24 protein-coding genes, 1 tRNA gene and 1 pseudogene are annotated in these 23469 nt (G+C 69.1%); 13 read left to right on the top strand and 13 right to left on the bottom strand.

Annotated elements, in window-relative coordinates; genetic code table 11:
- Nucleotides 1-17: 17 nt before the first annotated feature.
- Together ptsP and GRS48_RS07260 are read right to left on the bottom strand one after the other, a co-directional pair.
- A complete protein-coding gene (gene ptsP, locus GRS48_RS07265) occupies nucleotides 18-1715 on the bottom strand; it encodes a phosphoenolpyruvate--protein phosphotransferase (RefSeq protein WP_321168341.1) in 1698 nt (565 codons plus the stop codon).
- Nucleotides 1712-1987: an HPr family phosphocarrier protein gene (locus GRS48_RS07260; protein ID WP_159485050.1), complete on the bottom strand. Its 276-nt coding sequence runs from the start codon at nucleotides 1985-1987 to the stop codon at nucleotides 1712-1714. The genes ptsP and GRS48_RS07260 overlap by 4 nt, the downstream gene beginning before the upstream one ends.
- 275 nt (nucleotides 1988-2262) lie before the next feature.
- Here GRS48_RS07260 and GRS48_RS07255 point away from each other — a divergent pair, with 275 nt between their 5' ends.
- Nucleotides 2263-2406, top strand: coding sequence for a hypothetical protein (locus GRS48_RS07255; protein WP_159485048.1), 144 nt, complete (start codon nucleotides 2263-2265; stop codon nucleotides 2404-2406).
- Nucleotides 2407-2563: 157 nt separating this feature from the next.
- Here GRS48_RS07255 and GRS48_RS07250 read toward each other — a convergent pair whose 3' ends face one another.
- Together GRS48_RS07250 and GRS48_RS15380 are read right to left on the bottom strand one after the other, a co-directional pair.
- Nucleotides 2564-3658, bottom strand: coding sequence for an archaeosine biosynthesis radical SAM protein RaSEA (locus GRS48_RS07250; RefSeq protein WP_159485046.1), 1095 nt, complete (start codon nucleotides 3656-3658; stop codon nucleotides 2564-2566).
- A gap of 104 nt (nucleotides 3659-3762) precedes the next feature.
- A complete protein-coding gene (locus GRS48_RS15380) occupies nucleotides 3763-4227 on the bottom strand; it encodes a VanZ family protein (RefSeq protein ID WP_321168340.1) in 465 nt (154 codons plus the stop codon).
- Between the two features lie 196 nt (nucleotides 4228-4423).
- Between GRS48_RS15380 and GRS48_RS07240 the strand changes: the two genes are divergently transcribed.
- The 3 genes from GRS48_RS07240 to GRS48_RS07230 all read left to right on the top strand — a co-directional run bounded on the left by GRS48_RS07240 (nucleotide 4424) and on the right by GRS48_RS07230 (nucleotide 8665).
- Complete coding sequence (locus tag GRS48_RS07240; RefSeq protein WP_159485044.1) at nucleotides 4424-6349, top strand: aldehyde ferredoxin oxidoreductase family protein; 1926 nt, start codon at nucleotides 4424-4426, stop codon at nucleotides 6347-6349.
- A 49-nt stretch (nucleotides 6350-6398) separates the two neighbouring features.
- Nucleotides 6399-6737 (top strand): hypothetical protein, encoded by a 339-nt coding sequence (locus tag GRS48_RS07235; RefSeq protein WP_200840228.1) that lies wholly within the window; start codon nucleotides 6399-6401, stop codon nucleotides 6735-6737.
- 104 nt (nucleotides 6738-6841) lie between these two features.
- Nucleotides 6842-8665 carry a S8 family serine peptidase gene (locus GRS48_RS07230; RefSeq protein ID WP_200840227.1) on the top strand — a complete coding sequence of 608 codons (1824 nt, stop codon included), beginning with the start codon at nucleotides 6842-6844 and terminating at the stop codon, nucleotides 8663-8665.
- 12 nt (nucleotides 8666-8677) lie between these two features.
- Here GRS48_RS07230 and GRS48_RS07225 read toward each other — a convergent pair whose 3' ends face one another.
- The gene (locus GRS48_RS07225) at nucleotides 8678-9499 is read right to left on the bottom strand and encodes a hypothetical protein (protein WP_235028025.1); all 822 of its coding nucleotides are present in this window, start codon (nucleotides 9497-9499) and stop codon (nucleotides 8678-8680) included.
- Nucleotides 9500-9672: 173 nt separating this feature from the next.
- Here GRS48_RS07225 and GRS48_RS07220 point away from each other — a divergent pair.
- Nucleotides 9673-9746 (top strand) — tRNA-Tyr (locus GRS48_RS07220).
- A 177-nt stretch (nucleotides 9747-9923) separates the two neighbouring features.
- On the opposite strand, the gene GRS48_RS07215 is transcribed toward GRS48_RS07220, so the two are convergent.
- The gene (locus GRS48_RS07215; protein ID WP_159485042.1) at nucleotides 9924-10187 is read right to left on the bottom strand and encodes a glutathione S-transferase N-terminal domain-containing protein; all 264 of its coding nucleotides are present in this window, start codon (nucleotides 10185-10187) and stop codon (nucleotides 9924-9926) included.
- A 133-nt stretch (nucleotides 10188-10320) separates the two neighbouring features.
- Nucleotides 10321-11103, bottom strand: coding sequence for a DUF6517 family protein (locus GRS48_RS07210; protein WP_159485040.1), 783 nt, complete (start codon nucleotides 11101-11103; stop codon nucleotides 10321-10323).
- Nucleotides 11104-11351: 248 nt separating this feature from the next.
- On the opposite strand from GRS48_RS07210, the gene GRS48_RS07205 reads away from it, so the two are divergent.
- Nucleotides 11352-11966 carry a hypothetical protein gene (locus GRS48_RS07205; protein ID WP_159485038.1) on the top strand — a complete coding sequence of 205 codons (615 nt, stop codon included), beginning with the start codon at nucleotides 11352-11354 and terminating at the stop codon, nucleotides 11964-11966.
- Nucleotides 11967-11985: 19 nt separating this feature from the next.
- On the opposite strand, the gene GRS48_RS07200 is transcribed toward GRS48_RS07205, so the two are convergent.
- Nucleotides 11986-13800 (bottom strand): site-2 protease family protein, encoded by a 1815-nt coding sequence (locus tag GRS48_RS07200; RefSeq protein ID WP_159485036.1) that lies wholly within the window; start codon nucleotides 13798-13800, stop codon nucleotides 11986-11988.
- Nucleotides 13801-13893: 93 nt separating this feature from the next.
- On the opposite strand from GRS48_RS07200, the gene GRS48_RS07195 reads away from it, so the two are divergent.
- A complete protein-coding gene (locus tag GRS48_RS07195) occupies nucleotides 13894-14133 on the top strand; it encodes a hypothetical protein (protein ID WP_159485034.1) in 240 nt (79 codons plus the stop codon).
- A 164-nt stretch (nucleotides 14134-14297) separates the two neighbouring features.
- Here the strand turns inward: GRS48_RS07195 and GRS48_RS07190 are convergent, their stop codons facing one another.
- Nucleotides 14298-15281, bottom strand: coding sequence for a 5,10-methylenetetrahydromethanopterin reductase (locus tag GRS48_RS07190; protein WP_159485032.1), 984 nt, complete (start codon nucleotides 15279-15281; stop codon nucleotides 14298-14300).
- Between the two features lie 82 nt (nucleotides 15282-15363).
- Complete coding sequence (locus tag GRS48_RS07185) at nucleotides 15364-16119, bottom strand: coenzyme F420-0:L-glutamate ligase (RefSeq protein ID WP_159485030.1); 756 nt, start codon at nucleotides 16117-16119, stop codon at nucleotides 15364-15366.
- Between the two features lie 136 nt (nucleotides 16120-16255).
- On the opposite strand from GRS48_RS07185, the gene GRS48_RS07180 reads away from it, so the two are divergent.
- The 4 genes from GRS48_RS07180 to GRS48_RS07165 all read left to right on the top strand — a co-directional run bounded on the left by GRS48_RS07180 (nucleotide 16256) and on the right by GRS48_RS07165 (nucleotide 18914).
- Entirely contained in the window at nucleotides 16256-17245 is a 990-nt protein-coding gene (locus GRS48_RS07180) for a zinc-binding alcohol dehydrogenase (protein WP_159485028.1), read from the top strand.
- Nucleotides 17246-17333: 88 nt separating this feature from the next.
- Nucleotides 17334-17705, top strand: coding sequence for a hypothetical protein (locus GRS48_RS07175; RefSeq protein ID WP_159485026.1), 372 nt, complete (start codon nucleotides 17334-17336; stop codon nucleotides 17703-17705).
- Nucleotides 17702-18472 (top strand): CDP-alcohol phosphatidyltransferase family protein, encoded by a 771-nt coding sequence (locus tag GRS48_RS15215; protein ID WP_200840226.1) that lies wholly within the window; start codon nucleotides 17702-17704, stop codon nucleotides 18470-18472. The genes GRS48_RS07175 and GRS48_RS15215 overlap by 4 nt, the downstream gene beginning before the upstream one ends.
- A 58-nt stretch (nucleotides 18473-18530) precedes the next feature.
- Nucleotides 18531-18914, top strand: coding sequence for a 6-carboxytetrahydropterin synthase (locus GRS48_RS07165; RefSeq protein ID WP_159485024.1), 384 nt, complete (start codon nucleotides 18531-18533; stop codon nucleotides 18912-18914).
- A gap of 26 nt (nucleotides 18915-18940) precedes the next feature.
- Here GRS48_RS07165 and GRS48_RS07160 read toward each other — a convergent pair whose 3' ends face one another.
- Nucleotides 18941-19957, bottom strand: coding sequence for a methyltransferase (locus tag GRS48_RS07160; protein WP_159485022.1), 1017 nt, complete (start codon nucleotides 19955-19957; stop codon nucleotides 18941-18943).
- Between the two features lie 161 nt (nucleotides 19958-20118).
- Between GRS48_RS07160 and GRS48_RS07155 the strand changes: the two genes are divergently transcribed.
- Entirely contained in the window at nucleotides 20119-20922 is an 804-nt protein-coding gene (locus GRS48_RS07155) for an HpcH/HpaI aldolase/citrate lyase family protein (protein WP_159485020.1), read from the top strand.
- Between the two features lie 161 nt (nucleotides 20923-21083).
- Here the strand turns inward: GRS48_RS07155 and GRS48_RS07150 are convergent, their stop codons facing one another.
- Nucleotides 21084-22013, bottom strand: a complete 930-nt coding sequence (locus tag GRS48_RS07150) for a DUF106 domain-containing protein (RefSeq protein ID WP_159485018.1) — start codon at nucleotides 22011-22013, stop codon at nucleotides 21084-21086.
- 172 nt (nucleotides 22014-22185) lie between these two features.
- Nucleotides 22186-22797, bottom strand: coding sequence for an adenylate kinase (locus GRS48_RS07145; protein ID WP_159485016.1), 612 nt, complete (start codon nucleotides 22795-22797; stop codon nucleotides 22186-22188).
- A 212-nt stretch (nucleotides 22798-23009) separates the two neighbouring features.
- Between GRS48_RS07145 and GRS48_RS07140 the strand changes: the two are divergent.
- Nucleotides 23010-23469 (top strand): annotated as a pseudogene (locus tag GRS48_RS07140) (RNA-guided endonuclease TnpB family protein); the annotation flags it as partial.

Here is a 23469-nt window from a genome sequence, read left to right as displayed (position 1 = left end):
CCGCCCTCGAACGGGGTTCAGTCGAGGTCGAGCACGCCCGTCACCTCGTCGCGCGTCTCGCAGGTAACCACCGCCGCGGCGAGTTCGCGTGCCGCGGCCGAGTCGGTCGACCGTATCGCTTGTTTCACCGCCGGAACGGTGACCGCACTCATGCTGAGTTCGTCGAGTCCGAGCCCGACGAGCAGCGGCGTGAGAGCCGGATCTCCGGCCATCTCGCCGCACATACCGACCCACGCGTCGGCGTCTTGGACCGCCGACGTGGTACGGTCGATCGCGCGCAACACCGCCGGATGGAGCGGGTCGTGGTGCGCGGCGACCGCGTCGTTCTCGCGATCGGCCGCCATCACGTACTGGGTGAGATCGTTCGTGCCGACGCTGAGGAAGTCGAGCCGCTCGGCGAGCGAATCGGCGAGAAACGCCGCCGCCGGCGTCTCGATCATCGCCCCCAGTTCGGGGATCGCGTAGTCGGTCCCCGCCGCTTCGAGGTCGGCGGCCACGGAGTCGACGGCCGCCGACGCCGCCGTGACCTCCTCTATTCTGGAGATCATCGGGAACATGACCGCGAGGTTGTCGCCGTGTTCGTGGGCTCCCGCACGCAACAGCGCGCGAAGTTGTGTCTCGAACAGATCCGCGTGCTCACCGAGGGACAGCCGGATTCCTCGGCTCCCGAGGAAGGGGTTCGACTCCTGCGGGAGGTCCAAGTACGGAACGTCCTTGTCGCCGCCGACGTCGAGTGTGCGGACGACGACGCGATCGCTCGGAAACGTCGACAACGCCGCTTTCACCGCCTCGTACTGCTCTTCCTCGCTTGGAGGTGCCTCGCGATCGAGGAAGAGAAACTCGGTCCGAAAGAGACCGATCCCGTCGGCGCCGCGGTCCGTCGCCGCGTCGAGTTCCGCCTCGCTCCCGACGTTGGCGGCGACCTCGATCGCCCGTCCGTCGACGGTCGAAACGCGCTCCGAGACGGCCGGCGACGCGTTTCTACTGGCGGCAGCCCGGCGTTCTTCGTCGGGATCGACGACGACGGTCCCGGCCTCGCCGTCAACGAGCACGTCGGCGCCGTCAGGGAGTGCTTCGAGGTCGCTCCCGACGCCGACGACCGCCGGTATCGATAGCGAGCGCGCGATGATCGCCGCGTGAGAGGTTCGTCCGCCGGCGACGGTCGCGATCCCGACGACCGCGTCCGGATCGAGCTCGGCCGTGTCGCTCGGCGTGAGCCGCTCTGCTAACAGGACGGTCCCGGCGGGGAGCGTTCCGAGCTCGACCGCTCCCGTTCCGGTATCGAGGAGCGCCCGGAGCAGTCGATCGCGCACGTCGCGCAGATCGTCGGCCCGCTCGGCCATCCGTCCGTCCATCACCTCGAACTGAGCGATCGCCTCCGCGAACCGGTCGTGAACGGCATGTTCGGCCAGGGTTCCGTCGTGGACGGCCGTCTCGATGTCCTCGACGAGCATCGGGTCGTCGAGGAACTCCTCGTGAGCCTCGAAGACGGCCGCCTCGTCCTCGCCGACGCGATCGGCCGCCCGCGCCCCGGCCCGGCGGATCGCCTCACGGGCCGTAGCGCGCGCGGCTTCGAATCGCGCCAGTTCGGCGTCGCCATCGACCGTCGAGGAGTCGGGGCGATCGGCGAGAGTTAGCCCCGCTTCGGGCCGGTACCAGCGGGCCGTTCCGACGCCCGAAAGCGGCGTACTCCCGACTCCAGTGAGGACTCTCACTCCGCCTCACCGTCGATTTCCGTCGTGAGCAGATCACAGACCGCGTCCAGCGCGTCCGCCGCGTCGGGCCCTTCCGCGACGATGCGGACCGACTCCCCGTGTGCGACGTTCAACCCGCTCACAGAGAGCATGCTGTCGGCGCGGACCAGTTCGTCGTCCTCAGCCCGTCCGATCGACACGTCGGCGTCGAACCGGTTCACGGCCTGCACTACCTTCGACGCCGGTCGCGCGTGGAGACCGGCCTCCGGGACCACCGTCACGACACGTTCCATGGTCACACTTGGCAGTGGATCGTATTAGATACTCGTCCCGCGTCCGCCCGGTCGGCGTCGAGGCGGTCGTCGGCCTACGGTGCCGCCTGCTTCGTCGAGAGTAGCTCGATCACGTCGCGGTGGGTGAGTTCGTGACCCGGTACGACCCGGCCCACGACCCACGAGCCCACGTCCGTGACGCCGCCCGGTTGCGGTGGGAACGCGACGGTTCACTACCGTCACAGTGTCCGTCGGCACGAAGCCCGCACCGGATCCGGACGGGTGCGGTCACTCACATGCGTGACGAAGGGGCACCGATCCGTGCGGTCGCGGAACGGGTCGATGCGACCCCGGAGACGCTGAAGCTCCACTACGATTTCAGCGACGAGCGGAACCGAATGGAACACCGCCGTGACGTTTTCGACGAGATTGAACTATGAGCCACGATCAGTTACTCGAATCGGATCAGTCGAATGACGGTGACCTGCCCGGTTCCGCCGCTCGTGTCGCCTGTCAAGGGGGCGTGCGCGGCGACGGAACGGCTTCAAGCGTGACTGCGGACGAATTTCGGACGAACCCCTCGTAGATGCGCGAAGCCTACCGGGCCAGCGGCATGTTGTAGCTCGTCTCCTCGGCCATGACGAGCTCCCACGTCGCTTCACAGTCACACGACACCTGTCCGAAGACGGACGGGTCCTGCCGGAGGTCGAAGTCCTTGATCGCGGTCTGGACGCGGTCGTCACAGTCGCCGCAGTTGTGTGCGCCGCGATCGGAGCCGTGGCCGACCGGGTCGGAGACGACGATGGCGTCGACGTCGGCGGTCTCCGCGAGGACGTGCGCGACCGACCAGAGCCACGGCGGGCGGTAGCCGCCGGCGAAGAACAGCTCGTCGACCATGGTGTAGCGTTGGACGTTGGTCGGGTTCATCGAGACGGTGTGGCAGCCGTCGACCGCCGCACAGCGCCGGATCGAGTCGGTCATATCGGCGACGGCGTCGGGCTCCGCGAGGAACGGCGGCTTCATCAGGAGGTACGCTTTCACGCCCACGTCGGCGTCGAAGGCGTCGTCGGCCGCGGCCGCCTCCGCGCAGGCGTCCTCGAAGTCCGAGAAGTCGAAGTACTTGTTCACGCAGTCGTGGCGGACGCGGTCGGTCGCGGTCTCTAACCCGACTGCGACGTCGGTCGCGATGCCGTGGTCGGCGAAGTCGCCGATCTTCTCCTCGCTCACGAAGTCCGGCAGCGACTCGACGACGATCCGCTCGCGGTCCGCGAACGTGTCGGCGATGGCCCGGCGGGTCTCGGCGGGCACTTCGCGCTCGTCGAGGAACGACCCGGAGGTGTAGATCTTGATCAGCTCGGCGGGGTCGTCGGCGTTCTCGCGTTCGTGGGCGAGACACACCTCGATCTGGTTCATGAGGGCCTCGTGGCTCACGCTCCCGCCCGCCACCGACTCGGCGACGTAGCCACACATCGTGCAGCCGCCGGCGCGCGCCCAGCGACAGCCCCCGGTGTTCAGGATGATCGTGAGGGAGTTCACGACGCCGTCGGGCGTGTTGTCCTCGTCGATCCAGACGCGGGTGGGCTCGGTCGGGTCGTACGTCTCGGTCCGCTCCGCGCGGATGTCGCGCATGACCGCGTTGTGCGCGTCCATCCCGCGCCCCTGCTCGTATGCGTCGGGGCTCGGCTTGCTCATTGTCGGGAGAAACCCCCGCGCGCGTAAAGCCGTGTCGCCATCGGGGAGAGACGCGTCGCCATCGGGGAGAGACGCGTCGCCATCGGAGAGAGACGCGTCGACGGTCACGGGCGGTTTCCCGCTCGCTCGTCGCCGACGGCGTCGCCCGCGGTTCGAGCCGCGACCGCGAGGACGCCGAGAGCCGCACCTCCGGCGTTGACGGCGACGTCACGCCACGCGAACGTCCGCCACGGGATCGTCGACTGGAGGACCTCGACCCCGAACCCGATCCCGGTCGACAGCGCCGCGGCGACGATGAGGCCGCGGCGCGTGCGTCCCGTTCCGCGGGTCGCGAGCGCCGCGAGGACGGCGTAGCCGACGACGTGGAACGGGTCCGTGAGACCCACCCCGAAGGGGAGTGCCCCGCCCGCGCCCGCCGCCGTGCCGCCCGGGATCGGGACGACGGAGGCGAGGACGAGGAGGGCCGCGAACGCGACGGTCGGCCCCCACCGGAACGACCAGGACCGAACTGATCGGCGGATGTCCCCTCGGCCGCGTCGGTCGGGGGTTCCGGGGTCGGTCGACGTCACGACGTCCCGTTCGGAGGGACTCGTGTTAGGTGGTCGGGTCGGCCGGGAAGGTGGAATGGTCGGGAAGGTGGAATGGTCGGGTCGGCTGGGACGATGCGGGTGGTCGATCCGGTCCGTCGGGGCGTAACTGCTATCGGTTTCGTTGCGACGTGAACAGCTAACCGGCTCCGGTTCGAATATAAGGAACGTACATTACATGACTGAGTTAGGTGGATTCAGGGACCGGGTGGCACAGGTCGACCTCACGGAGGGTGAGGTAACGTATCAGGGGATCGACGACGAGGACGCGGAGAAGTACATCGGGGCGCGCGGGTTGGGCGTCAAGTACGTCTTCGACGCCGGGCCGGACGTCGACCCGATGGGACCGGAGAACCGACTGGCGTTCATGACGGGGCCGCTCACCGGCACGCAGACCGTGATGAGCGGTCGGATCGCGCTCGTGACGAAGTCGCCGCTGACCGGGACCGTAACCGACTCCCATCACGGCGGCTGGTCGGGGGCCCGGCTGAAGTGGGCCGGTCTCGACGGCGTCGTCCTCGACGGCGCGAGCGACGACCCGGTGTACCTCCACGTGAAGGACGGCGACGTCGAGGTCCGTGACGCCTCCCACCTCTGGGGGATGGGCGTCCACGAGACGATCGACACGATCGACGAGGAGGTCGACGCCACCGTCGGCCGAAACCTCTCCGTGATGGCGATCGGGCCGGGCGGCGAGAACGGCGTCAGGTACGCCTGCGTGATGAACGAGGACGACCGCGCGTCCGGCCGCGGCGGCACCGGCTGCGTGATGGGGTCGAAGAACGTGAAGGCGGTCGTCGTCGAGGCGGGCACCCGGATGCCCAAACCCGCGAAGCCCGAGCTGTTCCAGGAGGGCTACCAGCAGGCGATGGAGCTCATCCGCGAGTCCGACGTCACCGCCCCCAACGAGGGCGGGCTCTCGATGTACGGGACGAACGTCCTGATGAACGCGACCAACGAGATGGACGGGCTCCCGACGAAGAACGGGAAGTACACCTCGACGGAAGCGTACAACGGGACCGAGGGTATCGACGTCGACGCCGAGCGCGTCTCCGGGGAGAACGTCCGCGAGAACATCCTCGTCGACGAGCCGACCTGCCACTCCTGTCCGGTCGCCTGCAAGAAGGAGGTCGAGGTCCAAATGCACCACAAGGGCCAGGACATGAACGTCCGCGTGGAGTCGTACGAGTACGAGTCCGCCTGGGCGCTCGGCCCCAACTCCGGGCACACCGACCGCGACGAGATCGCGCTCATGCTCGAGCGCTGTAACGACATGGGCGTCGACACGATCGAGGTCGGCAACATGATGGCGATGGCGATGGAGATGACCGAGGAGGGGAAACTCGACGCCGGCCTCGACTGGGGCGACTCCGAGACGATGATCGACCTCATCGTCGACATCGCACACCGGGACGGCGAGCTCGCGGACCTCCTCGCGGAGGGTGCGGACCGTATCGGCGACCGGAAGGACGCCCACGACAACAAGCTCTCGGTCAAGGGCCAGACGATCGCCGCCTACGACCCGCGCTGCATGAAGGGGATGGGGATCGCGTTCGCGACCTCGAACCGGGGCGCGTGTCACCTACGCGGCTACACGCCCGCCGCCGAGATCCTCGGGATCCCGGAGAAGGTCGACCCGTACGAGTGGGAGGGCAAGGGCGAGCTGACCGCCACCTTCCAGGACCTGCACGCGATCTCGGACTCCTTCGACATCTGCAAGTTCAACGCCTTCGCGGAAGGGATCGAGGAGTACGTCCTCCAGTACAACGGCATGACCGGCCGCGACGTGACGGAGGACGAGCTGTTCGAGGCCGGCGAGCGGATCTACAACCTCGAGCGCTACTACAACAACCTCGTCGGCTTCGACGGCGAGGACGACAGCCTGCCCGGCCGCTTCGTCGAGGGACATCCCGACGCGATGCCCGGACAGGGAGCCAGCGAGGGCGAGCTCGCCGAGCTCGACCGGATGAAAGCGGAGTACTACGACCACCGCGGCTGGGTCGACGGCGTCGTCCCGGACGAGAAGCTCGATGCGCTCGGTATCGACATCGGCCCCGGAACCGGCGTCTCCGCCGGCGACTCCGCCGCCCCGGCCGACGACTGAATCGGCCCCGTCCCCATGTTTTTAAGCGATCGCCCGGATAGCCACGCGCATGGTCCACGATCCCCTCTCGCCCGGCGACGCGCTCCGGACGCGACTCGGCGCGTCGCTCGTCGCGTTCAGCCTGCTCGCGTTCGGCTACTCGCTCGTCGTCGTCGGGCAGGTCGTCCTCGGCCTCTGGTCGCTCGTGCTGCTCGCGGGGGCGTACCTCGTGTATCGTTCGCTCGCGGTGCTCGACTCCGTCGCCGACGCGGCCCAGCGGCTCGCGGCCGTCCGCGAACGCGAGGCCGGAATCGACGGTCGCGACCCGAGAGGCGACGAGACTCCCCGGTCCGGGACCGCCCATTCGGCCGCCGAAACGCGGGCACGCGACCGAGAGTGGGGCGCGTGAGAGGGGTGTCCTGTCGGTCGACCGAGGAGACGTGATCCGTTCCCGTCAACCGAACCGTCCCCGTCAACAGAACCTATTTGCCTGCCGCGTCCGATCGCTCGGTAATGAACGGGGAGGCGGGACTCCGGCGGCTCGTCATCGGGGTCGGGCTATTCCTCCTCTTGGGGGGGATCCTTCCGGGCGCGGTCGGTGCGGTCGGTGCGGTCGGTGCGGTCGGCGCGGTCGATGCACCCGGCGCGGTCGATGCACCCAGCGCGGTCGGCGCGGTCGAAATGGACTCGACGGCCGGCTCGACCGGTTCAGCCGGCTTAACCGACTCAGCCGACACGACCGGCGTCGCCGAGACGACTCGCGAGCCGCCGGGCGCGGATCCCCTTGAGAACGGAACGGGGACCACGGAGGTGGTCGTTCGGTTCCCGCCGCTCGCCGTCGACGATGCCGACGCCGAGGGAGACGAGGTCGTCGACGAGCTCCGGGACCACGCCGCGGCGGAACGGACCGCGTTCGAGGCGTTCGCCGACGGCCACCCCGCGGTGACGATCGAACGCGAGTTCTGGCTGGCGAACGCGGTCCTCGTGCGCGTCGACGCCGACGCGGTCGACGCCGACGAACTGATCGCGGTCGCGAACGTCACGCGGGTCCACGGGAACGTCGTCGTCGACACGGTCGACCGGCCCCGACCGACCTCCGATCGCCGGTCCTCCGAGGACGGCCCGATCGAACCTGCGGGAACCGGTAACCACACGCCCGGGCTGGAGCTGATCGGCGTGGCCGACGCGTGGGACCGGTTCGACACGCGCGGCGCGGGCGCGACCGTCGCCGTCATCGACACCGGAGTCGACCCGACACACCGGGACGTCACGATCGACGCGTGGGCGTCGTTCGACGAGAACGGAACGCTCGTCAGCGACGACGTCGCCGACGCCGCGGACCCGGACGGCCACGGCACGCACGTCGCGGGAACGGTCGCCGGCGGGGACGCGTCCGGGTCACACATCGGGGTCGCGCCCGACGCCGCGCTGTACGCGATCGACGCCTTCGGCGAGGACGGCACCGCGACGTTCGCGAGCACGCTGGCGGCGATGCAGCGCGCGACCGCCGACGAGGACGTCGACGTCCTCCAGATGAGCCTCGGCGCGACCGGAACGTTCGGCGGGTTCATCGCCCCGGTTCGCAACGCCCGCGCGGCGGACACGGTCGTCGTCGCTGCCGCCGGCAACGAGGGACACGGCACCTCGTCGTCGCCCGCGAACGTGTACGACTCGCTCGCGGTCGGCGCGGTGCGGAACGACCGCACGGTGCCGGCGTTTTCCAGCGGGGAGCCGATCAACAAGACCGCCGCGTTCCGCGAGCCGCCCGCCGAGTGGCCCGACCACTACGTCGTTCCCGACGTGAGCGCGCCGGGCGTCGACGTCCGAAGCGCGGAGGCCGGGACGACCGACGGCTACGTCGTCCTACAGGGGACGAGCATGGCGGCCCCCCACGTGAGCGGGATCGCGGCCCTGGCGGTGTCGGCGACGGACGGGCGGGTCGAAGCGGACGCGGTCCACGCGTCGATCGTCGACACGGCCGTCCATCCGGGGGACGCGACCGAGCCCGACGACCGCCACGGACACGGCGTCGTCGACGCGGAGGCCGCCGTCGCCGCGGCGGTGGTCGCGGCTCCGCCGACTCCGTCACCGACACCCTCGCCGACGGGGACGCCCACGGAGATCGAGCCGGCGACGAGCGACGACGCACCCGGGTTCGGCGTCGCGATCGCGATAGCCGCGGTCCTGGCGCTGCTTGCGACGGCGACCGGGATCGGAAGCGCCGCCGGGCACGCCGAGCCGCGCGCTGGTGGACACGGCAGTCGAACGCGACCGGGGAAGATCACGCGGAAACAGGAACGGGGACGGGACCAAGAACGGGGACGGGACCGGACCTGAGTCGCGGTCGCCTCAGTCGGTGTCCTCAGAGCGCGGTTCCCTGCCGTCGTCGTCCGGATCGTCCACGTCGTCGATGTCGGTCCAGGGCTGCGCCGGGTCGACGGGTTCGACGGCGCGATCGAGCTCCGCCGCCCCGTAGTCGATCTCGTCGTCGAGCAGCATGGCGAGCCGCTGCCAGCGTGCGCTCTGCTCGTCTTCGCCCTCGGGACCGACCCGCGCGCCGTGGGTCTTGAAGAACCGGGTCCCGCGCCCGAGCCGCGACCCCGAGCCGGTGTGGCCGTCGAGGGCGGCGTCGAACCGGCCGCCGGGTTCGAGGTCGCCGACCGGGAAGTCGTGGGCCGGCTCCTCGCCGCGGTCGGCGGCCGCGGCGCGGCGGTCGGCGACTCGCCGGAAGTACTCGTCCGCGTTCGACGCCTCCCGGGTGGAGCGCGCGCGGGCCGCCGCGAGCGCGGCGTGGATCGCACACAACCGACCGCGCCACTCGGCGGGCTCCCAGCGCTCTGTCGCCAGCGTCTCGTAGCGGTCGATCAGGAGCGCGACGTCGTCGCCCGCGCGGAGGTCCTCGACGACGTACAGCTGGAGCCGGTCCCAGAGGTTCCACGCGTACCCCGACCGGGCGAGCTCCCACGCCGCCCACGCGGCGACCTCCTCGTCGGAGCGCCGAACCGCCTTCTGCAGCAGGCTCGACACGTCGTACCGGCTGTATCCGCCGTCGGTTTCGTTCGGCTCCTTCGGCTCGCCGAAGTCGTTCTCGCCGGTCGCGTCCGGCGGGGTATCCGTCTCGAGGCTCCCGTCGGCCGCGAAGGTGGCCTGTCTCTCGTCGCCGTCGCTCATACGCCCGTTCGCCCCGCGATCGACTTAAATACCCGGCGCATCGCGTCCCGGAGACGTCTCCGGAACGGGGACGGCGACGACCCCGCCTCTCACGATTCCGGCCGTGTGACACCGGATCGAACCGCTCTCGAAAGAGAACCCTTAAGTCGGATCCGACGACTACGAATAAGTGCCCGCTCTTAGCTCAGCTTGGTAGAGCAGCCGACTGTAGATCGGCTTGCCCCCCGTTCAAATCGGGGAGAGCGGACTGAAATTAACCGTTAATTTCGGGTGTACTCCGGAATTAGCGTTTTCGTCAGTTAGAAGACGTGAGACAGGGGTCTACGGTCTCGAAAGACACTCTTAAAAAGCGGAGTGGAACGAGGGGCCGGAGCCGGTACGGAACGGCTCTTTCGGCCCGAAAGACGATCGGTTGAGCGGCTCGCTACGCGTAGTGCGTCTCGAGATGCTCGACGATGTCGTCGCTCTCGTAGAGCGTCGTCCGACGTTGCGTATCGACGAGGTACGGGACCTGATCCTTCCCGCCCAGTTCCGTCAGTTCCTCGTGCGTTTGCTGGTTGACGACTTCCCGATCGTGTGCCTTCCCTAGACGCGGGTTGTGGTTCACGTACGAAACACCGAGCTCCGAGAGCTTCTCGCGTACCTTTTTACAGTGTGGACAGCTTTCGAACTGATACAATTCGAGCATTACCTTTGGTAACAAGGCACGAGACGTTATAAATCACCGTCTTCCGGATAACCCACCGTCTTCCAGAGAACCTCGTCGAGTAGCGGATCCGGTCCGCAGTCACGACCGGCAGTTCGACGATCCAGGATCGAGGCTACCGTACCGACTCGATCAGCGTTTCCAGTTCCGCCTCGAACCGTCGTGGATCGAACCCGAGATCGACGTCGACCGTGACCGAGATCAGGTCGGTCAGCTCGTTTCGGATCGATTCCTCGAACCGCTCGTCCGGATACGCGCCGCCCGCAACGAGCGCGTCGGTTCCGTCGTGCCAAACGGCGAGGGTCCCGGCGACGGGGAGCTGCCCCCCGGCTACGTGGATATCGTTCATCCCCTCGACCGGGAACCGCATGCCGTCGTATCTGAACTCGGACCGGAACTCCGTGACCCGGAACTCTTGTCCACGGGACATCTCGTCCGTGCCCGTCCGGGTCACCGTGACGCTCCGGAGCCCATGCGACTCCATCTCTCGAACGAACTCTTCCCGCGCCTCCGATTCGATCGCGTCCAGAACCGTTCCGCTTCCAAGGCCGAACGGGAGGGTGTCGATCCCCGGAACCAGGTTGATCTTCCCCGCAGCGAAGACGCGGACGGTCTCGTCGAACGACCCCATCGTCCCTTCGGACAGCTCCCGTCGGAGGGCGGCGTCCTCGTAGATCTCGAGGTGGTTGTACCCCTCGATGTCGACGAGCGGAAGCGACTCGTTGAACACGTCCCGGCTGGTGTCCGTTTCCTCCCAGACGGTCAGGTCGTGGCGTACCGTTGGCGCCTCGAAGTGCTCCCCCTCGCTGGCATCGTCCTCGCGAGGCGGGGACGAACACCCCGAAAGCAGCACGGCACTACCCGTCCCGGTCGTCGCGAGGAACGTCCGACGGTCCATGATCGTTCCCGAACGCGTCCACTATTAACGGTTTATAAACACCGGACGGATAGCTGCGGAACGTCCCGATCGGACGACGGCGCCGTCCCGTCGGCGTCCGTTCGGGTCGTGGCTGGGGACGCGCCCGTAGCCTCGACGGCGGCCGATCGTTCACGGATCCCGAAAGCGCGGGGTATTACCGTCGCCGTTACATACCCGCAGGTAGTTCTCATGGTCCACTTATCACTCTCGCGGAGCGGGGATCGACGATGAAACCCGGACGGGTCGACTTCGTGGTCGACGTCGCGTACGGGATCCTGATCTTCATCGCGATCGCGCTGATCGCCTTCATCGGGACGACGGTCGGGGTCGCGTTCGGGCTCGGGGTGCTCGTCTCGTACGTGATCCACGTCACGTGGAAGATGGCCCGGTTCGATCCCAACTGGATGACCGAGGAGGTCACTGAAGAGGTCACCGAGGAGGTCACCGAGAACGTCGAGAAGACGCTCCGGAAAGAGGTCGACGAGGTCATCGCTCGGCTCGAAGCCGTAAACGACCGTGTCGACCGCCGACCACGGGTCGAAGAGATCGAGGAAACGGTCGACGAGACCGTCGGCCAGGTGTCTTCCGAGGTCGAAGAGACCGTCGAACGAAAGGTCGGTGAGGTGACCAAGGAGGTCGAGGGAGTCGTCGAGGCCGTCGAGGAGAACGTGGAGAAGACTGTCGAGGAAACCGTCGGCGAGACGGTCGAGGAAACCGTCGGCGAGACGGTCGAGGAGACGGTGGAAGAAACGGTCGAGGAAACAGTCGAGGAAACCGTCGAAAAGAAGATCGGGGCGGTCGGTGCCGACGACGCGGCCGTCGACACCGACGACGGGCGCTAACGCGCCGGCAGTCCCTTCCTCAGAGCAGGCCGAGTGCGGCCATGATCTGGTTGCCGAAGATCATCACGATCAGCCCCGCCAACATGATCAGTCCCGAGGAGACCGTCACGGTCCTGACGGCCGCGTGTCGGTCGCCGATCGGGAGCCGGCTCGCGACGGCCTCGGCGACCATCCTGAGTATCCGGCCGCCGTCGAGCGGGAACGCCGGCAGACAGTTGAACAGGGCGAGTTGGATGTTGATCCAGCCGGTCCAGAACAGCAGGTTCGCGAGGAGGAAGACGCCGCCGCCGAGGACGGCGAGCCCGCCGTCGACGGCGTAGAAGTTCGTCACCGCGCCGGTGAAACCCGCGAAGTTGTACGGGAGCCCGAACAGGCTGCCGAGCGGAAGGATGAGCGTCACGAACACGAGCCCGAGCGGCGAGTCCGTCAACCCGCCGAGCGGTACCTCATCGAGCGCGCCGTCGCCGCCGTCGCCCCCGAGCAGCTCGAGGTACGCACCGGCCGGGTACTCCGAAACGCCGAAGTCGTCGAGCGCGATCCCGCTGGTTCCGGGGAAGATGTTGACGCCGATGAACCCGCCCTCGCGGCTCGGATGCGGGTCGAGCTCGACGTCGTAGGTGACGCGCTCGTCGTCCGCGCCGTAAGCGACGACCTCGACGGTCGACCCCGGGCTCCGCTCCTGGAGGGTGGCCGCGAGCTCGTCGTCGTCGTGGACCCGGTCGCCGTCGATCTCGACCACCGTCAACGGCTCGCCGATCGGCGCACCCGCGTCGTGGATCGGGCCGTCCTCCTGGATCCCGACGACGTACGCGCCGATCGGCATCTCGGCCTCGGCGGCCGCCGTCGTCACCGTCGCTCGCTCGGCGTCCCCGACCGCCGCGAAGAACTCGCGTTCGGTTCGAACGGGTTCGCCGTCGACCGCCTCGACGGCGACCGGCTCGTCAGTAATGGTGATCCCGAGCGGGTTGCCGCCGGCCGACCCGACGATCTGGAGGTCGCGCGCGACGTCGACCCGCCGCTCTCCGTCCCCGTCGTCGACGGTCACGGTCACGTCGACGCCGGCGTCGGCGAGCGCGTCCTCGAACTCCGCGGCGGTGTCGACCGGGTCGCCATCGACCGCGAGCAGGCGGTCGCCGTCGGCGATCCCGGCGGCTTCGGCCGGCGACCCGGGGTTCACCTCGCCGACCGCGTAGCCGGGCGCGACGGAGATCGCGCCGACGACGGGGCCGAACAGCAGCGCGAAGACGACGACCGTCAACAGGGTGTTGGCCGTGACGCCGGCCGCGAACATCCTCGCGCGTGCGCCGCGGGACACCTCTCGGGTGGCCTCCTCGTCGGGCTCGACGAACGCGCCGACCGGCAGGAGCGCGAAGAAGACGAGCCCCATCGACTCGATGTCGATCCCCTCGACGCGACACAGGAGCCCGTGTGCGCCCTCGTGGACCACCATCGCGATCGCGAGACCGATCACGATCTCCAAGGCGACCTCTAGCGGGAGGAACTCGTTGACGCCGGGGATGATGAGGAAGTTCTGCGGCTGCTGGATGGCGCTCGGCTGCGTGGCGGCGAGCGCGGAGATCCCGGAGGTGACGATCAGCAGGAACGAGCCGATCATCGCGACGAGCGCGCCGCCCAATCCGAGGTTGGCGACGGCGCGCCAGAACCGTTTGGGGCCGGCGAGCCAGTTGAGGAACGCCCGCCCACGTCGCGTGTGAACCGTCGTCAGCGGCCCGGAGACGCGCACGGAGTCGGGGAGGACGCCCCGGTTCCGCAGCCACATCGCCACCGCCGTGTACGCGAGGATCCCCGTCAGGACCCACAGCAGGGTACTCATTGGCCCAGGGTTGGCAGCGGCCGTGGGTAAGGCGTTCGGTTCGGCGAACGGGAACCCTCAACACACAAGTACCCCCACCTCGAAGCCCCGACCATGTTCGCGCTTCTGGAGTTCATCGTGCGGCTCGTGACCGACGTCGGCCGGTTCACGGACATCTTCGTGAACGACCTGATTCTGGGGGCCGGCGACCCGCTCACCGTCGTCTTAGTGCTCGTCGGGCAGCTCTTCATCGTCGCCGCCGTGGCGGTCTTCGGCTACGCCGCGGTCGGGGGGCTCCTCGCCGAGATGGGCGTCCAGCTCCCGTCGCTGGGCGGTCGCGGCCGCACCGAGTAGCCGGTCGTCCGACACGACCCACGCGTCGACGACGACCCACCGTTTGCCGGACGATCACCGGACGACTGCTTTTAAGCATCGCATCGCCCTGAAAGGTGGTCGTTTAACAGTACACCGGCCGAGAGGTGGTCACTTAAAAGTCATCCTCCACGGCCGATGGCCGGTTAAAAGACTCCGTCGAGCGCGTCGGCCGCGAGGTCGACGCTCGCCTCGAGGTCGGGGCCGAGGGGGGAACCGACGACGAGCCCGTCGGCGTGTTCGGCGACCGCGATCGCTCGCTCACGGACGGCCTCCGGCGTGCCCGCCATGCTGAACGCGTCGATCATGTCGGGCGTGACCCGTTCGAACGCCGCGGAGAACTCGCCGGCGGAGACGCGGTCGCCGATGGCCGTCGCCGCGTCGGGGTCGATCCCGTGGCGGTCCAACACCGGCGGGGCCGCCCCGGCGGCGATGAACGCGACCGGCGGCCGGGCCGCCTCCCGGGCGGCCTCGCCGTCCGCGTCGACGCTCACGGCCGCGTAGGCGATCAGGTCGAACCCGCCGCGGTCGGCGGGCCGGTCGTCGAGCCCGTCGGCGACCTGCTCGCGCGCCCAGCGCAGGTCCGCCGGATGCGAGCCGTTGTACAGGAGCCCGTCGGCGTGTTTCGCGGCCATCCGACACATGTGTGGCCCCTCGCCGCCGACGTGGACCGGGAGGCCGTCACCCTGTGGCGGCTCGTAGTTGAGCCCCGCCCCGTCGGCGTCGAAGGTCCCCTCGTGGTCGACGCGCTCGCCCGCCCACAGCCGCTGGGCGGCCTTGAACGCCTCCAGCACCGGTCGGAGGCCGCGGCGGTCCGCCATCCCGAGGTTGCGGAGCGTGGAGGGATCGCCCGGGCCGACGCCGAACACCGCCCGGCCGTCGGACGCCTCGTCCAGGGTCGCGAGCTTCGAGGCGAGCGTGACGGGATGGGTCTCGAGGGGGTTCGCGACGCCCGGACCGAGTCGGACGTCGTCGGTCGCCGCCGCCAGCCGCGAGAGGAACGCCCACGGGTCGCGGTTGTTGTAGTGACACGTCGCGTAGACGGCGTCGTAGCCGGCGCGTTCGGCGCGGACGCCGAGGTCGACGAGTCGATCCAGGTCGTGTTCGGGGGTGAGTTCGATTCCGAGCATGGGTGTCTCCGTGTCGTCTGCGTCGGTCGTCTGCGGATCGCGTCGGTCGTCTGCGGTGTCTGCGGCGCCGGCGGTCCTCGGATCAGCCGTCGAACCGCCACTCCCGGAGCGCCTGCCGGACGAAGTCGCCCTCGACCTCGCGGAAGTGTTCGTTCGACCCCGCGTGGTCGCCGAACGCCCAGCCGCGAACGACGACGACGGGCGTCCCGCCCGCGCCCTCGCCGGCGACGAGGTTCGCGGCGCTCGCGAGCTCGTCGATCACGTTCTGCACCGTGACGCCGAGTTCGCGGCCGTCGCGGTCGCGCTCGCCGCGCCAGTCGCGGCTCGCGGGCAGGCCCGCCCAGCCGATCGCGACGCCCCGCTGACCGTGGCGGAACGGTCGCCCACAGGTGTCGGTGACGACGACTCGGTCGGCCGGGAGCCCCGCGCGGATCCGCTCCGCGCTCTCCGTGGGGCGCTCGGGGAGCAACAGCAGGTCGCCGCCGGGGACGTTCGACCGGTCGATGCCGGCGTTGACGCCGACGTGACCGAACCGGGTGGCGGTGAGGAGGAACGGGGCCTCCATCACGAGCTCCGTCGACTCCTCGAGCACCGCCTGTGCGAACCGGGGGTCCTTCTCTTCCCCGGTGATCCCCGCGAGCCGGGCCGCGACCTCCCGAGCGCGTGGGCTCGGCGGGAAGTCGTCGAGGTCGAAGGTCCGCCCCTCCGCCTTCGAGACGACCGTGCTCGCGACACAGACCACGTCGTCATCGCGGAGGTCGACGCGATCGTCGATCATCGCCGCGAGGTCGTCCCCTTCCCGGATCTCCGGGAGGTCCGGAACGGCGAACAGCTCCATGCGATCACCTGTGGGGCGGCGGGCAAAAACCCCGCCGGTACCGGGTTCGCTTGACGCGGTCGTGGGTGTCCCGCGTCCACCTGTTCGTCCCCCTCCCGTGACCCGTTTTTAAGCGTCTCCGGTCCGTTGCCCGTGCATGGACGGCTCCGCGCTCTACTTCACCGGTCGGCGGGCGGTCGAGACCCGTCCCGTCGACGTGGGGCCCGTCGGGGAGGACGAGGTCGTCGTCGAGACGGACGCCTCCGCGATCAGCGCCGGCACCGAACTCCTCGTCTATCGCGATCAGGCGCCGGCCGGCGTCCGCGTCGACGAGACGATAGACGCGCTCGACGGCGACTTCTCGTACCCGCTCCGGTACGGGTACGCCACGGTCGGCGAGGTCGTCGAGGCCGGGGCCGCGGTCGACGAGGACTGGCTCGGGCGGACCGTCTTCTCGTTCCGGCCCCACCAGACGCGGTTCGTCGACCGACCCGAGGCGCTGATCGCGGTCCCCGACGGAGTCACCGCCGAGGAGGCGACGCTCCTCCCGACCGTCGAGACCGCGACGAACGTCGTGCTCGACTGTGCCCCCCGGATCGGGGAGACCGCCGTCGTGTTCGGCGCGGGCGTCGTCGGGCTCTGGACGGCGCGGCTGCTGGCCGCGTTCCCGCTCGACCGGCTCGTCGTCGTCGACCCGATCGAGGCCCGCCGGGCCGCCGCCCGGGCGTTCGGCGCGGACGCAGCGATCCGCCCGGACGTCGTCGGCGACCGCGTCTCGGACGTCGACCTCGCGGTCGAGCTCTCCGGCCGACCGTCCGTGCTCGACGACGCCGTCGGCACCGTCGGCTACGACGGCCGGGTCGTCGTCGGCTCCTGGTACGGGAGCAAGCGCGTGAACGTCGACCTCGGCGGTCGGTTCCACCGCGACCGGGTCTCGATAGCCTCGAGCCAGGTGAGCACGATCGATCCAGCCCTCCGCGGGCGGTGGGACACCGACCGCCGACTCGACGTCGCGCTCGACTGGCTCGACCGGGTCGACGCCGCCTCGCTTATCAGCCACCGGATCCCGTTCGCGGACGCCGCCGACGCGTACGACCTGCTCGATAGGCGGCCCGAGGAGGCGCTCCAGGTGTTGTTGACGTACTGACCCCGCCGAGCGACGGCGACACGGGTGGGATCCGTCCACGATCCGCTGGTGGATATATAGGTGCCCGACCCGTGAGTACAGGTAGCACATGAGTTCGATCGTGGAGCGAGCGGACCTCGATTCGTTGACGCCCCTTCACTGGGCCGCGGTGGCCATGGCGCTCGTGAGCGCCGCGGTCCATCTCGTGCTCGGCGTGGGCTTTCTCCCCCACTGGATGGGCGTCCTGTTCGTCCTCGCGGCGGGCGGCTTCGTCGGCGCGGTCGTCCTGCTGCTCGTCGACTACCGCCGCCGGCTCCTGTACGTCGTCGGGGTCCCCTTCACTGGGATGCAGCTCGTCGGCTGGTACGTCGTCAACCAACCGGCCGGGCTCGCCGACCTCTCCGCGGTCGAGATCGTCGACAAGGTCGCACAGATCGGCCTCGTGCTCGCGCTGATCGCGCTGTACGCCCGCGAGTCGTGACCGATCACGCGACCCCGTCGGACGTCCCCCGAGCGGCCCGTCAGTGGCTGGGTACGGCCGGCGCCACCGGACTCCTCGCGCTCGCCGGGGTCGGCGGGCTCGCCGCGGGCTGGGGCGGGACGGTCCCGCCCGGGTTCCTCGTCGGCTCCGCGGTTGCGTTCGCGTTCCTCGCGGGCGTCGTCTGGCGGTGTCTCGGGGCCGCCAGGCGTGACGCCGGTCCCGAGCCGATCACGGGGGCGACGTGGATCACGCTCGTCAGGGGGAGCGCGGCGGTCGTCCTCGCCGGCTTCCTGGTCGCCGAGCCGCCGGGCGGGGCCGTGGCGTGGGTCCCGGGAGTCCTGTTCGCGGCGGCGGCGGCGCTCGACGCCGTCGACGGCGCGGTCGCGCGAGCGACGGACTCGGTGTCGGCGGTCGGCGGCCGGCTCGACGTCGAGATCGACTCCGCGTCGGTCCTCGTCGGGAGCGCCCTCGCGGTCAGCTACGGCGGCGCGCCGGCGGCGTTCCTCCTCGTCGGGTTCGCCCGCTACGCGTTCGTCGCCGGGATCCACGCCCGGCGGCGACGCGGGCGAACCGTGTCCGACCTGGACCCGAGCGACCGCCGGCGCGCCGTCGGCGCGCTCACGATGGTCGTGACCTGCCTCGTGCTTCTCCCCTCGCCCGGCGAGTCGCTCTCGTGGCTCCTTGCGATTCTCGTGTTGGGGCCGTTTCTGGCGAGTTTCGCCCGTGACTGGCTCGTGGTGTCGGGGCGGATCGAGGGCGCGCACTGATCGGGTCGCGCCGGCCGCGGGTTCAGGAGTTTAGGTTCTCGAGATCATACGTGCGGGCATGTACGCGGTTGCGGTCTCCCGGTCGTTCGTCGCACAGCACTTCCTCACCGTCCCCGACCCGGGACCGCGTGAGGGAGAGCTTCACTCCCACCACTTCACCGTGGAGGCGACGTTCCGGGGTCCCGACCTCGCGACGTACGGCTACCTCGTCGACATCGACGCGGTTATCGAGGCGGTCGAGGCGGTCGTCGACGGGCTGTGTGACGAGACGCTCAACGACCTGCCGGCCTTCGAGGGACGCAACCCGAGCGCCGAGCGGCTCGCGAGGGTGTTCGGCGATCGACTGGTTCGCCGGCTCGAACCGGACGCCGCGACCGAGCTCGAGGTGTCGGTGCGCGAGGACGACGTCGCCACCGTGGCCCACACGCGGGCGCTGCAGTAGGGGGGTGTGGTCGGCGGGAGTCGACGTTAGACGTGCAGCGCCACGTCGAGCTGATGGGCGACGTAGACGAGCTCGCCCGCCTCGATCGCCTCGTGACGGCGCTGCGTCCACGCCGCGAGGCGGTCGTTATCGAGGCAGTCGTTATCGAGGCGAGGGTCGTCGAGGCGGGGGTCGTCCGCGAGCGCGCGGTCCACGGTGTCGACGATGTGGTGGAGGAAGTACGCCTCGTCGGCGGGATAGCCGCCGTCGGCGGCGGGCGCCACGACCCAGTCGGACGCGCCGGCCGCGAGGAGGTCGTGGTCTGCGGTCGCCCGCGCGAGCACGCGGCGGCCGGCGTGTGGGTCTCCCGGCTCGTCGCGCCGCCGCATGTCCTCGTGGTAGCGCTCGACCACGCGGTCGTCGAAGTCGAGGTCGACCTCGGGTCCGAACCACGTCCCTCCGTCGAAGGTGATCGGGAAGTAACAGACGCAGCCGTCCGGGAGCGCCGCGAACAGGTCGTCCGCTGCGGGGGGACACAGGAGGTCGAGGAACGCACACCCCACGAGGACGTCAGGCGTCGGCGTCGCTCCGGGTACGGAACCAGGCCCGGAGTCGGCTTCTCCGTCCGACGCCGCCCTCGTGAGGTAGGCCGTCGCGTCGGCGACGACCGTCTCGACCCGCACCGTCCGGTCGCCATCGCGGAGCTCGACGGCGTGCCGTGGATCGGTCGGGGCCGTCTCCCCGGACGCATCCGTCGGCGCGTCGCCCTCGTCCGTTCCCACCGCCGTGTACCCCAGCGAGGCCGCCCGGTCGGGGATCCGCTCCGCCGCGACCGCCAGCGCGTCGGCGTCGACGTCGACCAGCGTGTACGTGACGTCGTCGCCGAGGAGGTCACGGCCGAGGAGCCGCTCGACCATCGTACCGATCCCCGCGCCGACCTCGACGATCCGCGACGCCGACCGGAGCGCCGGCGTCACGGCGTCGAGGACGTGCGCGTTCAGCGCGCGGTCGTCGACCGTCCGCTTCGCCGCGAGGTACCGTCGCTGTGAGTAGTTCCGGGTCATGGTGTGTGTCCGTCGTCGCGCTCTATCGCCCGTTGGGGCAGGTCCATTGTAGTCCCGTCGCCGCGGCCGGCCGATCCGACCGTCCCCGGTCCGGCTCGACGGGACGTTCGGCGAGCCATCGAGGCGAACGCTCATGCTCGTCCGCGTGGCGGTACGTAGCGATGGACGACGACACGCCGACCGAAAACGCCACGACCGGAAACGCCACGGCCGGAAACGACACGCTCCGCAAGCTCGACGCCGGCGAGGCCGTTCACGGCGCGTGGCTCCTCTCGGGGAGCCCCCGCGCGGGTGAGGTCCTCTCCCGGACCGGCCTCGACTGGATCGGGATCGACACCGAACACGCCACGTACTCCCCGGAACGGGTCGAGTCGGTCGTCCGCGCCGTCGAGCGGGATGCGACGCCGATCGTCAGGCTCCCCTCCGTCGAGGCAGCGGTCGCAGGCGCGGCGAAGCGCGCCCTCGACGCCGGCGCGGGCGGGGTCATCGTCCCCGGGGTCGAGCGCGTCGCCGACGCCGAGCGGGCGGTCGCGGCGGCGACGTTCCCGCCCGCGGGCGAGCGCGGCGCGGCCGGTACGGTCCGGGCGAACGGGTACGGCGAGCGGTTCGACGACTACCTCGGAAGCGCGAACGACGACACCCTTGTCGTCGTCCAACTCGAATCCCGCACGGCGGTCGATCGGGCGACGGAGATCCTCGCGGTCGACGGGATCGACGTCGCGTTCGTCGGCGAGAACGACCTCTCGACGGCGCTCGGACACCCCGGCGAGAAGGGTCACCCGACGGTGGTTGACGCCGTCGATCGGGTGTTCGAGGCGGCCCGCGCCAACGGCGTCCATCCGGGGATCGCCGGCCGAACCCCGGAGACGATGCGTGAACGGACCGATCGCGGGTTCCGTTTCTTCCTCCTCGGGGCGGAGCTCTCGTTCATGCGGCGCGGCGTCGAGGCGTTCCTCGACGAGTGACGAGCGAGGACTGCGGAAGGAAAAGTCGGGGAAGGGACGGTCGCGGGAAGACGGTCGCGGAAAGACGGTCGCGGGAAGACGGTCGCGGAAAGACGGTCGCGGGAAGACGGTCGTGGAAGGAAAAGTCGCGAAAGGAAGTGTCGTGACCGATCGTCGTCGTTCTACGACGACGTCGGCGACATCTGGATGTTGAGGCTCTTCTGGACGAGCTGCGTGAACGCCATCGAGCAGAGGAAGTACCAGACGATCCATACCTGGATCGGGCCCACGACGCCCGTCGTCCACTCGACGGTGCCCGCGAACGGGATGACGAGCGTTTCGAGCTGGTACTGCGCCTCGCTCCCGCGGTAGCCGACGACCCAGAACATCCAGAGGAACGCCGGGATGGTGAGGAACATGATCCACACCATCGGACGGAACTGCTCTTTGAACATTCCGAGCTGGTCGCCCATGGCCTCCATCTGCTCCTCCTGGATCGCGTCCATCGCCTCCTGATCGTCGCGCTCCTTGGCCTCCTTGCGGCGCTGTTGGATGTCCTTCATCCGGTCCTGATAGACGCTCATCTTGTCCATGTCCATCAGCCCCGCACGCAACAGCGTCGAGTAGAGCCCCGTCGCGAGCGCGACGACCATGATGACGACGTAGAAGGGAACGATCTCCATCAGCGGACCGAACGCGAGGTCGATCGTCCCGGCGATCACGTCCCGAACGGGCGAGAACGCGTAGCCGACGAAGAACCCGACCGTCGCCAGCGCGGCCAGCTTGTCCCACTTCGACCAGGACGTCGTCTCCGGCGTCTCGAAGTCGCCGCCGCCTGTGAGGTCGCTCTCCTCCTCCATTCCCGCCTCGATCGCCTCGCGGTCGGCGAGCGCGAAGCCGCGGTCGCCGTCGACGAGGATCTCCTTCTCGATGAGTCGACCCCACTGTCCGCTGGTGATCTCGTCGCGGACGTCGATCCACTGTACCTCGTCGGGGGCCGCCTCGTCGTCGCCCTCGTCGGTGCCGGCGCGGTCGAGGACGACCTCGAGGGCGTCCCGCATCTCCCCGTCCTCCCGGACGAGCGAGCGGACCCGCCGTTCGACCTTGCTCATTACGACCGGGTTCGCGGTCGACGGTTAAGAACCTTGCAGGATCGCCGGGGGACCCGATCCGACGGCAGCCGGAGAAACGACCCCCGACGACGGAGGTCGAGCGAACGATCCCCGCTGACGTGGCACCGACTGGCTCACCGCGACCGACCGGCTCACCGCGACCGGACGGCGATCAGTTCGCGACGACGTCGCGGATCCGTTCGAAAACGTCCGCGGGGGTCGCCTCGCCGTCGACTTCGACGAGGTCGCCGCGTTCGCGGAAGTGCTCGATGACGGGCTCCGTGTTCTCGTGGTACACCCGAAGCCGCTCGCGGACGGTGTCCTCCTCGTCGTCGTCGCGCTGGACGAGCCGCTCTTGGATCGCCTCGTCCTCGGGCCAGTCGAACTCCACGTGGTAGATGTCGCCGGTTTCGGGGTCCATCCGTCGGCCGGTGAGTCGGTTGACGAGCTCCTCCTCGCCCACGTCGAGGAAGACGACCGCGTCGAGGTCGGTGATCTCCGAGAGATACTCCGCCTGCGAGAGGTTTCGCGGGTAGCCGTCGAGGACGAAGCCGTCGGCGTCCTCGAGGGCCGCCTTGACGATCTCGTTGACGACCGGGTCCGGGACCAGCTCGCCCGCGTCCATGAACGAGCGGGGCGTCCCGTACTCGGTCTCCATGTCCTTGTTCGCGCGGAGCGCGTCGCCGGTCGTGACGTGTTCGATCCCGAACTCCTCGGCGAGCTTCCGGCTCTGCGTCCCTTTCCCCGCGCCCGGTGCCCCCAACAGCAGGATACGGTGGCTCATATCGATGGCTTGCCGCCCGCACGTAAAGCCTTGAAGATAGCCGACGGCTTCTGCCGGCTCGTCGTTACGGAGAATCAAGGAGAAAGCCTCGCGCTTTAGCGCGGGGATGAATCCGACACTACCCTTCACAGTCCACCGTTCGATGTCACGGCTGGATACTCCACGCTGCCCCAATCCAATCCTTCAAGTAAGTTTGTCTACATAGGTTACATATGGCGAAACAGGTCGTCACTCGAACCTACACTGCTTCCATACGGAACCAGTCTCGGGTGCAAGACGATCTTGATTCGCTCGGGTTCGCAGCCAGTAAACTCTGGAACGTCGGACGGTGGACGTGTAGTCGGATCTGGGATGAAATCGATCACATCCCTAACCACAACGAACTCACCACGTACCTCAAAAACCACGAACGCTATGATGACCTCCATTCTCAGTCAAGTCAGCGCGTCCTTCAAGAACTCGCTGAGGCGTTTAACGGCTGGTACGGCAAACGACGCAACGGAGATACACGAGCGAACCCGCCCGGCTACCGCAAACGCGGCGACGAGCATCCGCGTTCCACAGTCACGTTCAAAGCCGCTGGTTTCAAACTCGACACCCAGTACGACCGAGTTCGACTCTCACAAGGATCGAACCTGAAAGAGTATTGGTCAGATTTCGTCCTGTGCAAGT

The organism is Halorubrum sp. JWXQ-INN 858 (genome assembly GCF_009806985.1).
Lineage (GTDB): Archaea > Halobacteriota > Halobacteria > Halobacteriales > Haloferacaceae > Halorubrum.
Note: the sequence above shows the minus strand (reverse complement) of the source record. Positions and strands in the feature narration are given on the sequence as shown.

Bases quoted from the DNA above. Each gene is read 5' to 3' on its own strand.
- GRS48_RS07145 (WP_159485016.1), bottom strand. From the start codon at position 22,797: ATGAGCCACCGTATCCTGCTGTTGGGGGCACCGGGCGCGGGGAAAGGG.
- GRS48_RS07195 (WP_159485034.1), top strand. From the start codon at position 13,894: ATGTTCGCGCTTCTGGAGTTCATCGTGCGGCTCGTGACCGACGTCGGC.
- GRS48_RS07230 (WP_200840227.1), top strand. From the start codon at position 6,842: ATGAACGGGGAGGCGGGACTCCGGCGGCTCGTCATCGGGGTCGGGCTA.
- GRS48_RS07240 (WP_159485044.1), top strand. From the start codon at position 4,424: ATGACTGAGTTAGGTGGATTCAGGGACCGGGTGGCACAGGTCGACCTC.
- GRS48_RS07150 (WP_159485018.1), bottom strand. From the start codon at position 22,013: ATGAGCAAGGTCGAACGGCGGGTCCGCTCGCTCGTCCGGGAGGACGGG.
- GRS48_RS07260 (WP_159485050.1), bottom strand. From the start codon at position 1,987: ATGGAACGTGTCGTGACGGTGGTCCCGGAGGCCGGTCTCCACGCGCGA.
- GRS48_RS07210 (WP_159485040.1), bottom strand. From the start codon at position 11,103: ATGGACCGTCGGACGTTCCTCGCGACGACCGGGACGGGTAGTGCCGTG.
- GRS48_RS07235 (WP_200840228.1), top strand. From the start codon at position 6,399: ATGGTCCACGATCCCCTCTCGCCCGGCGACGCGCTCCGGACGCGACTC.
- GRS48_RS07165 (WP_159485024.1), top strand. From the start codon at position 18,531: ATGTACGCGGTTGCGGTCTCCCGGTCGTTCGTCGCACAGCACTTCCTC.
- GRS48_RS07155 (WP_159485020.1), top strand. From the start codon at position 20,119: ATGGACGACGACACGCCGACCGAAAACGCCACGACCGGAAACGCCACG.
- GRS48_RS07225 (WP_235028025.1), bottom strand. From the start codon at position 9,499: ATGAGCGACGGCGACGAGAGACAGGCCACCTTCGCGGCCGACGGGAGC.
- GRS48_RS07215 (WP_159485042.1), bottom strand. From the start codon at position 10,187: ATGCTCGAATTGTATCAGTTCGAAAGCTGTCCACACTGTAAAAAGGTA.
- GRS48_RS07180 (WP_159485028.1), top strand. From the start codon at position 16,256: ATGGACGGCTCCGCGCTCTACTTCACCGGTCGGCGGGCGGTCGAGACC.
- GRS48_RS07200 (WP_159485036.1), bottom strand. From the start codon at position 13,800: ATGAGTACCCTGCTGTGGGTCCTGACGGGGATCCTCGCGTACACGGCG.
- GRS48_RS07255 (WP_159485048.1), top strand. From the start codon at position 2,263: ATGCGTGACGAAGGGGCACCGATCCGTGCGGTCGCGGAACGGGTCGAT.
- GRS48_RS07205 (WP_159485038.1), top strand. From the start codon at position 11,352: ATGAAACCCGGACGGGTCGACTTCGTGGTCGACGTCGCGTACGGGATC.
- GRS48_RS07250 (WP_159485046.1), bottom strand. From the start codon at position 3,658: ATGAGCAAGCCGAGCCCCGACGCATACGAGCAGGGGCGCGGGATGGAC.
- GRS48_RS07175 (WP_159485026.1), top strand. From the start codon at position 17,334: ATGAGTTCGATCGTGGAGCGAGCGGACCTCGATTCGTTGACGCCCCTT.
- GRS48_RS07185 (WP_159485030.1), bottom strand. From the start codon at position 16,119: ATGGAGCTGTTCGCCGTTCCGGACCTCCCGGAGATCCGGGAAGGGGAC.
- GRS48_RS07160 (WP_159485022.1), bottom strand. From the start codon at position 19,957: ATGACCCGGAACTACTCACAGCGACGGTACCTCGCGGCGAAGCGGACG.
- GRS48_RS07190 (WP_159485032.1), bottom strand. From the start codon at position 15,281: ATGCTCGGAATCGAACTCACCCCCGAACACGACCTGGATCGACTCGTC.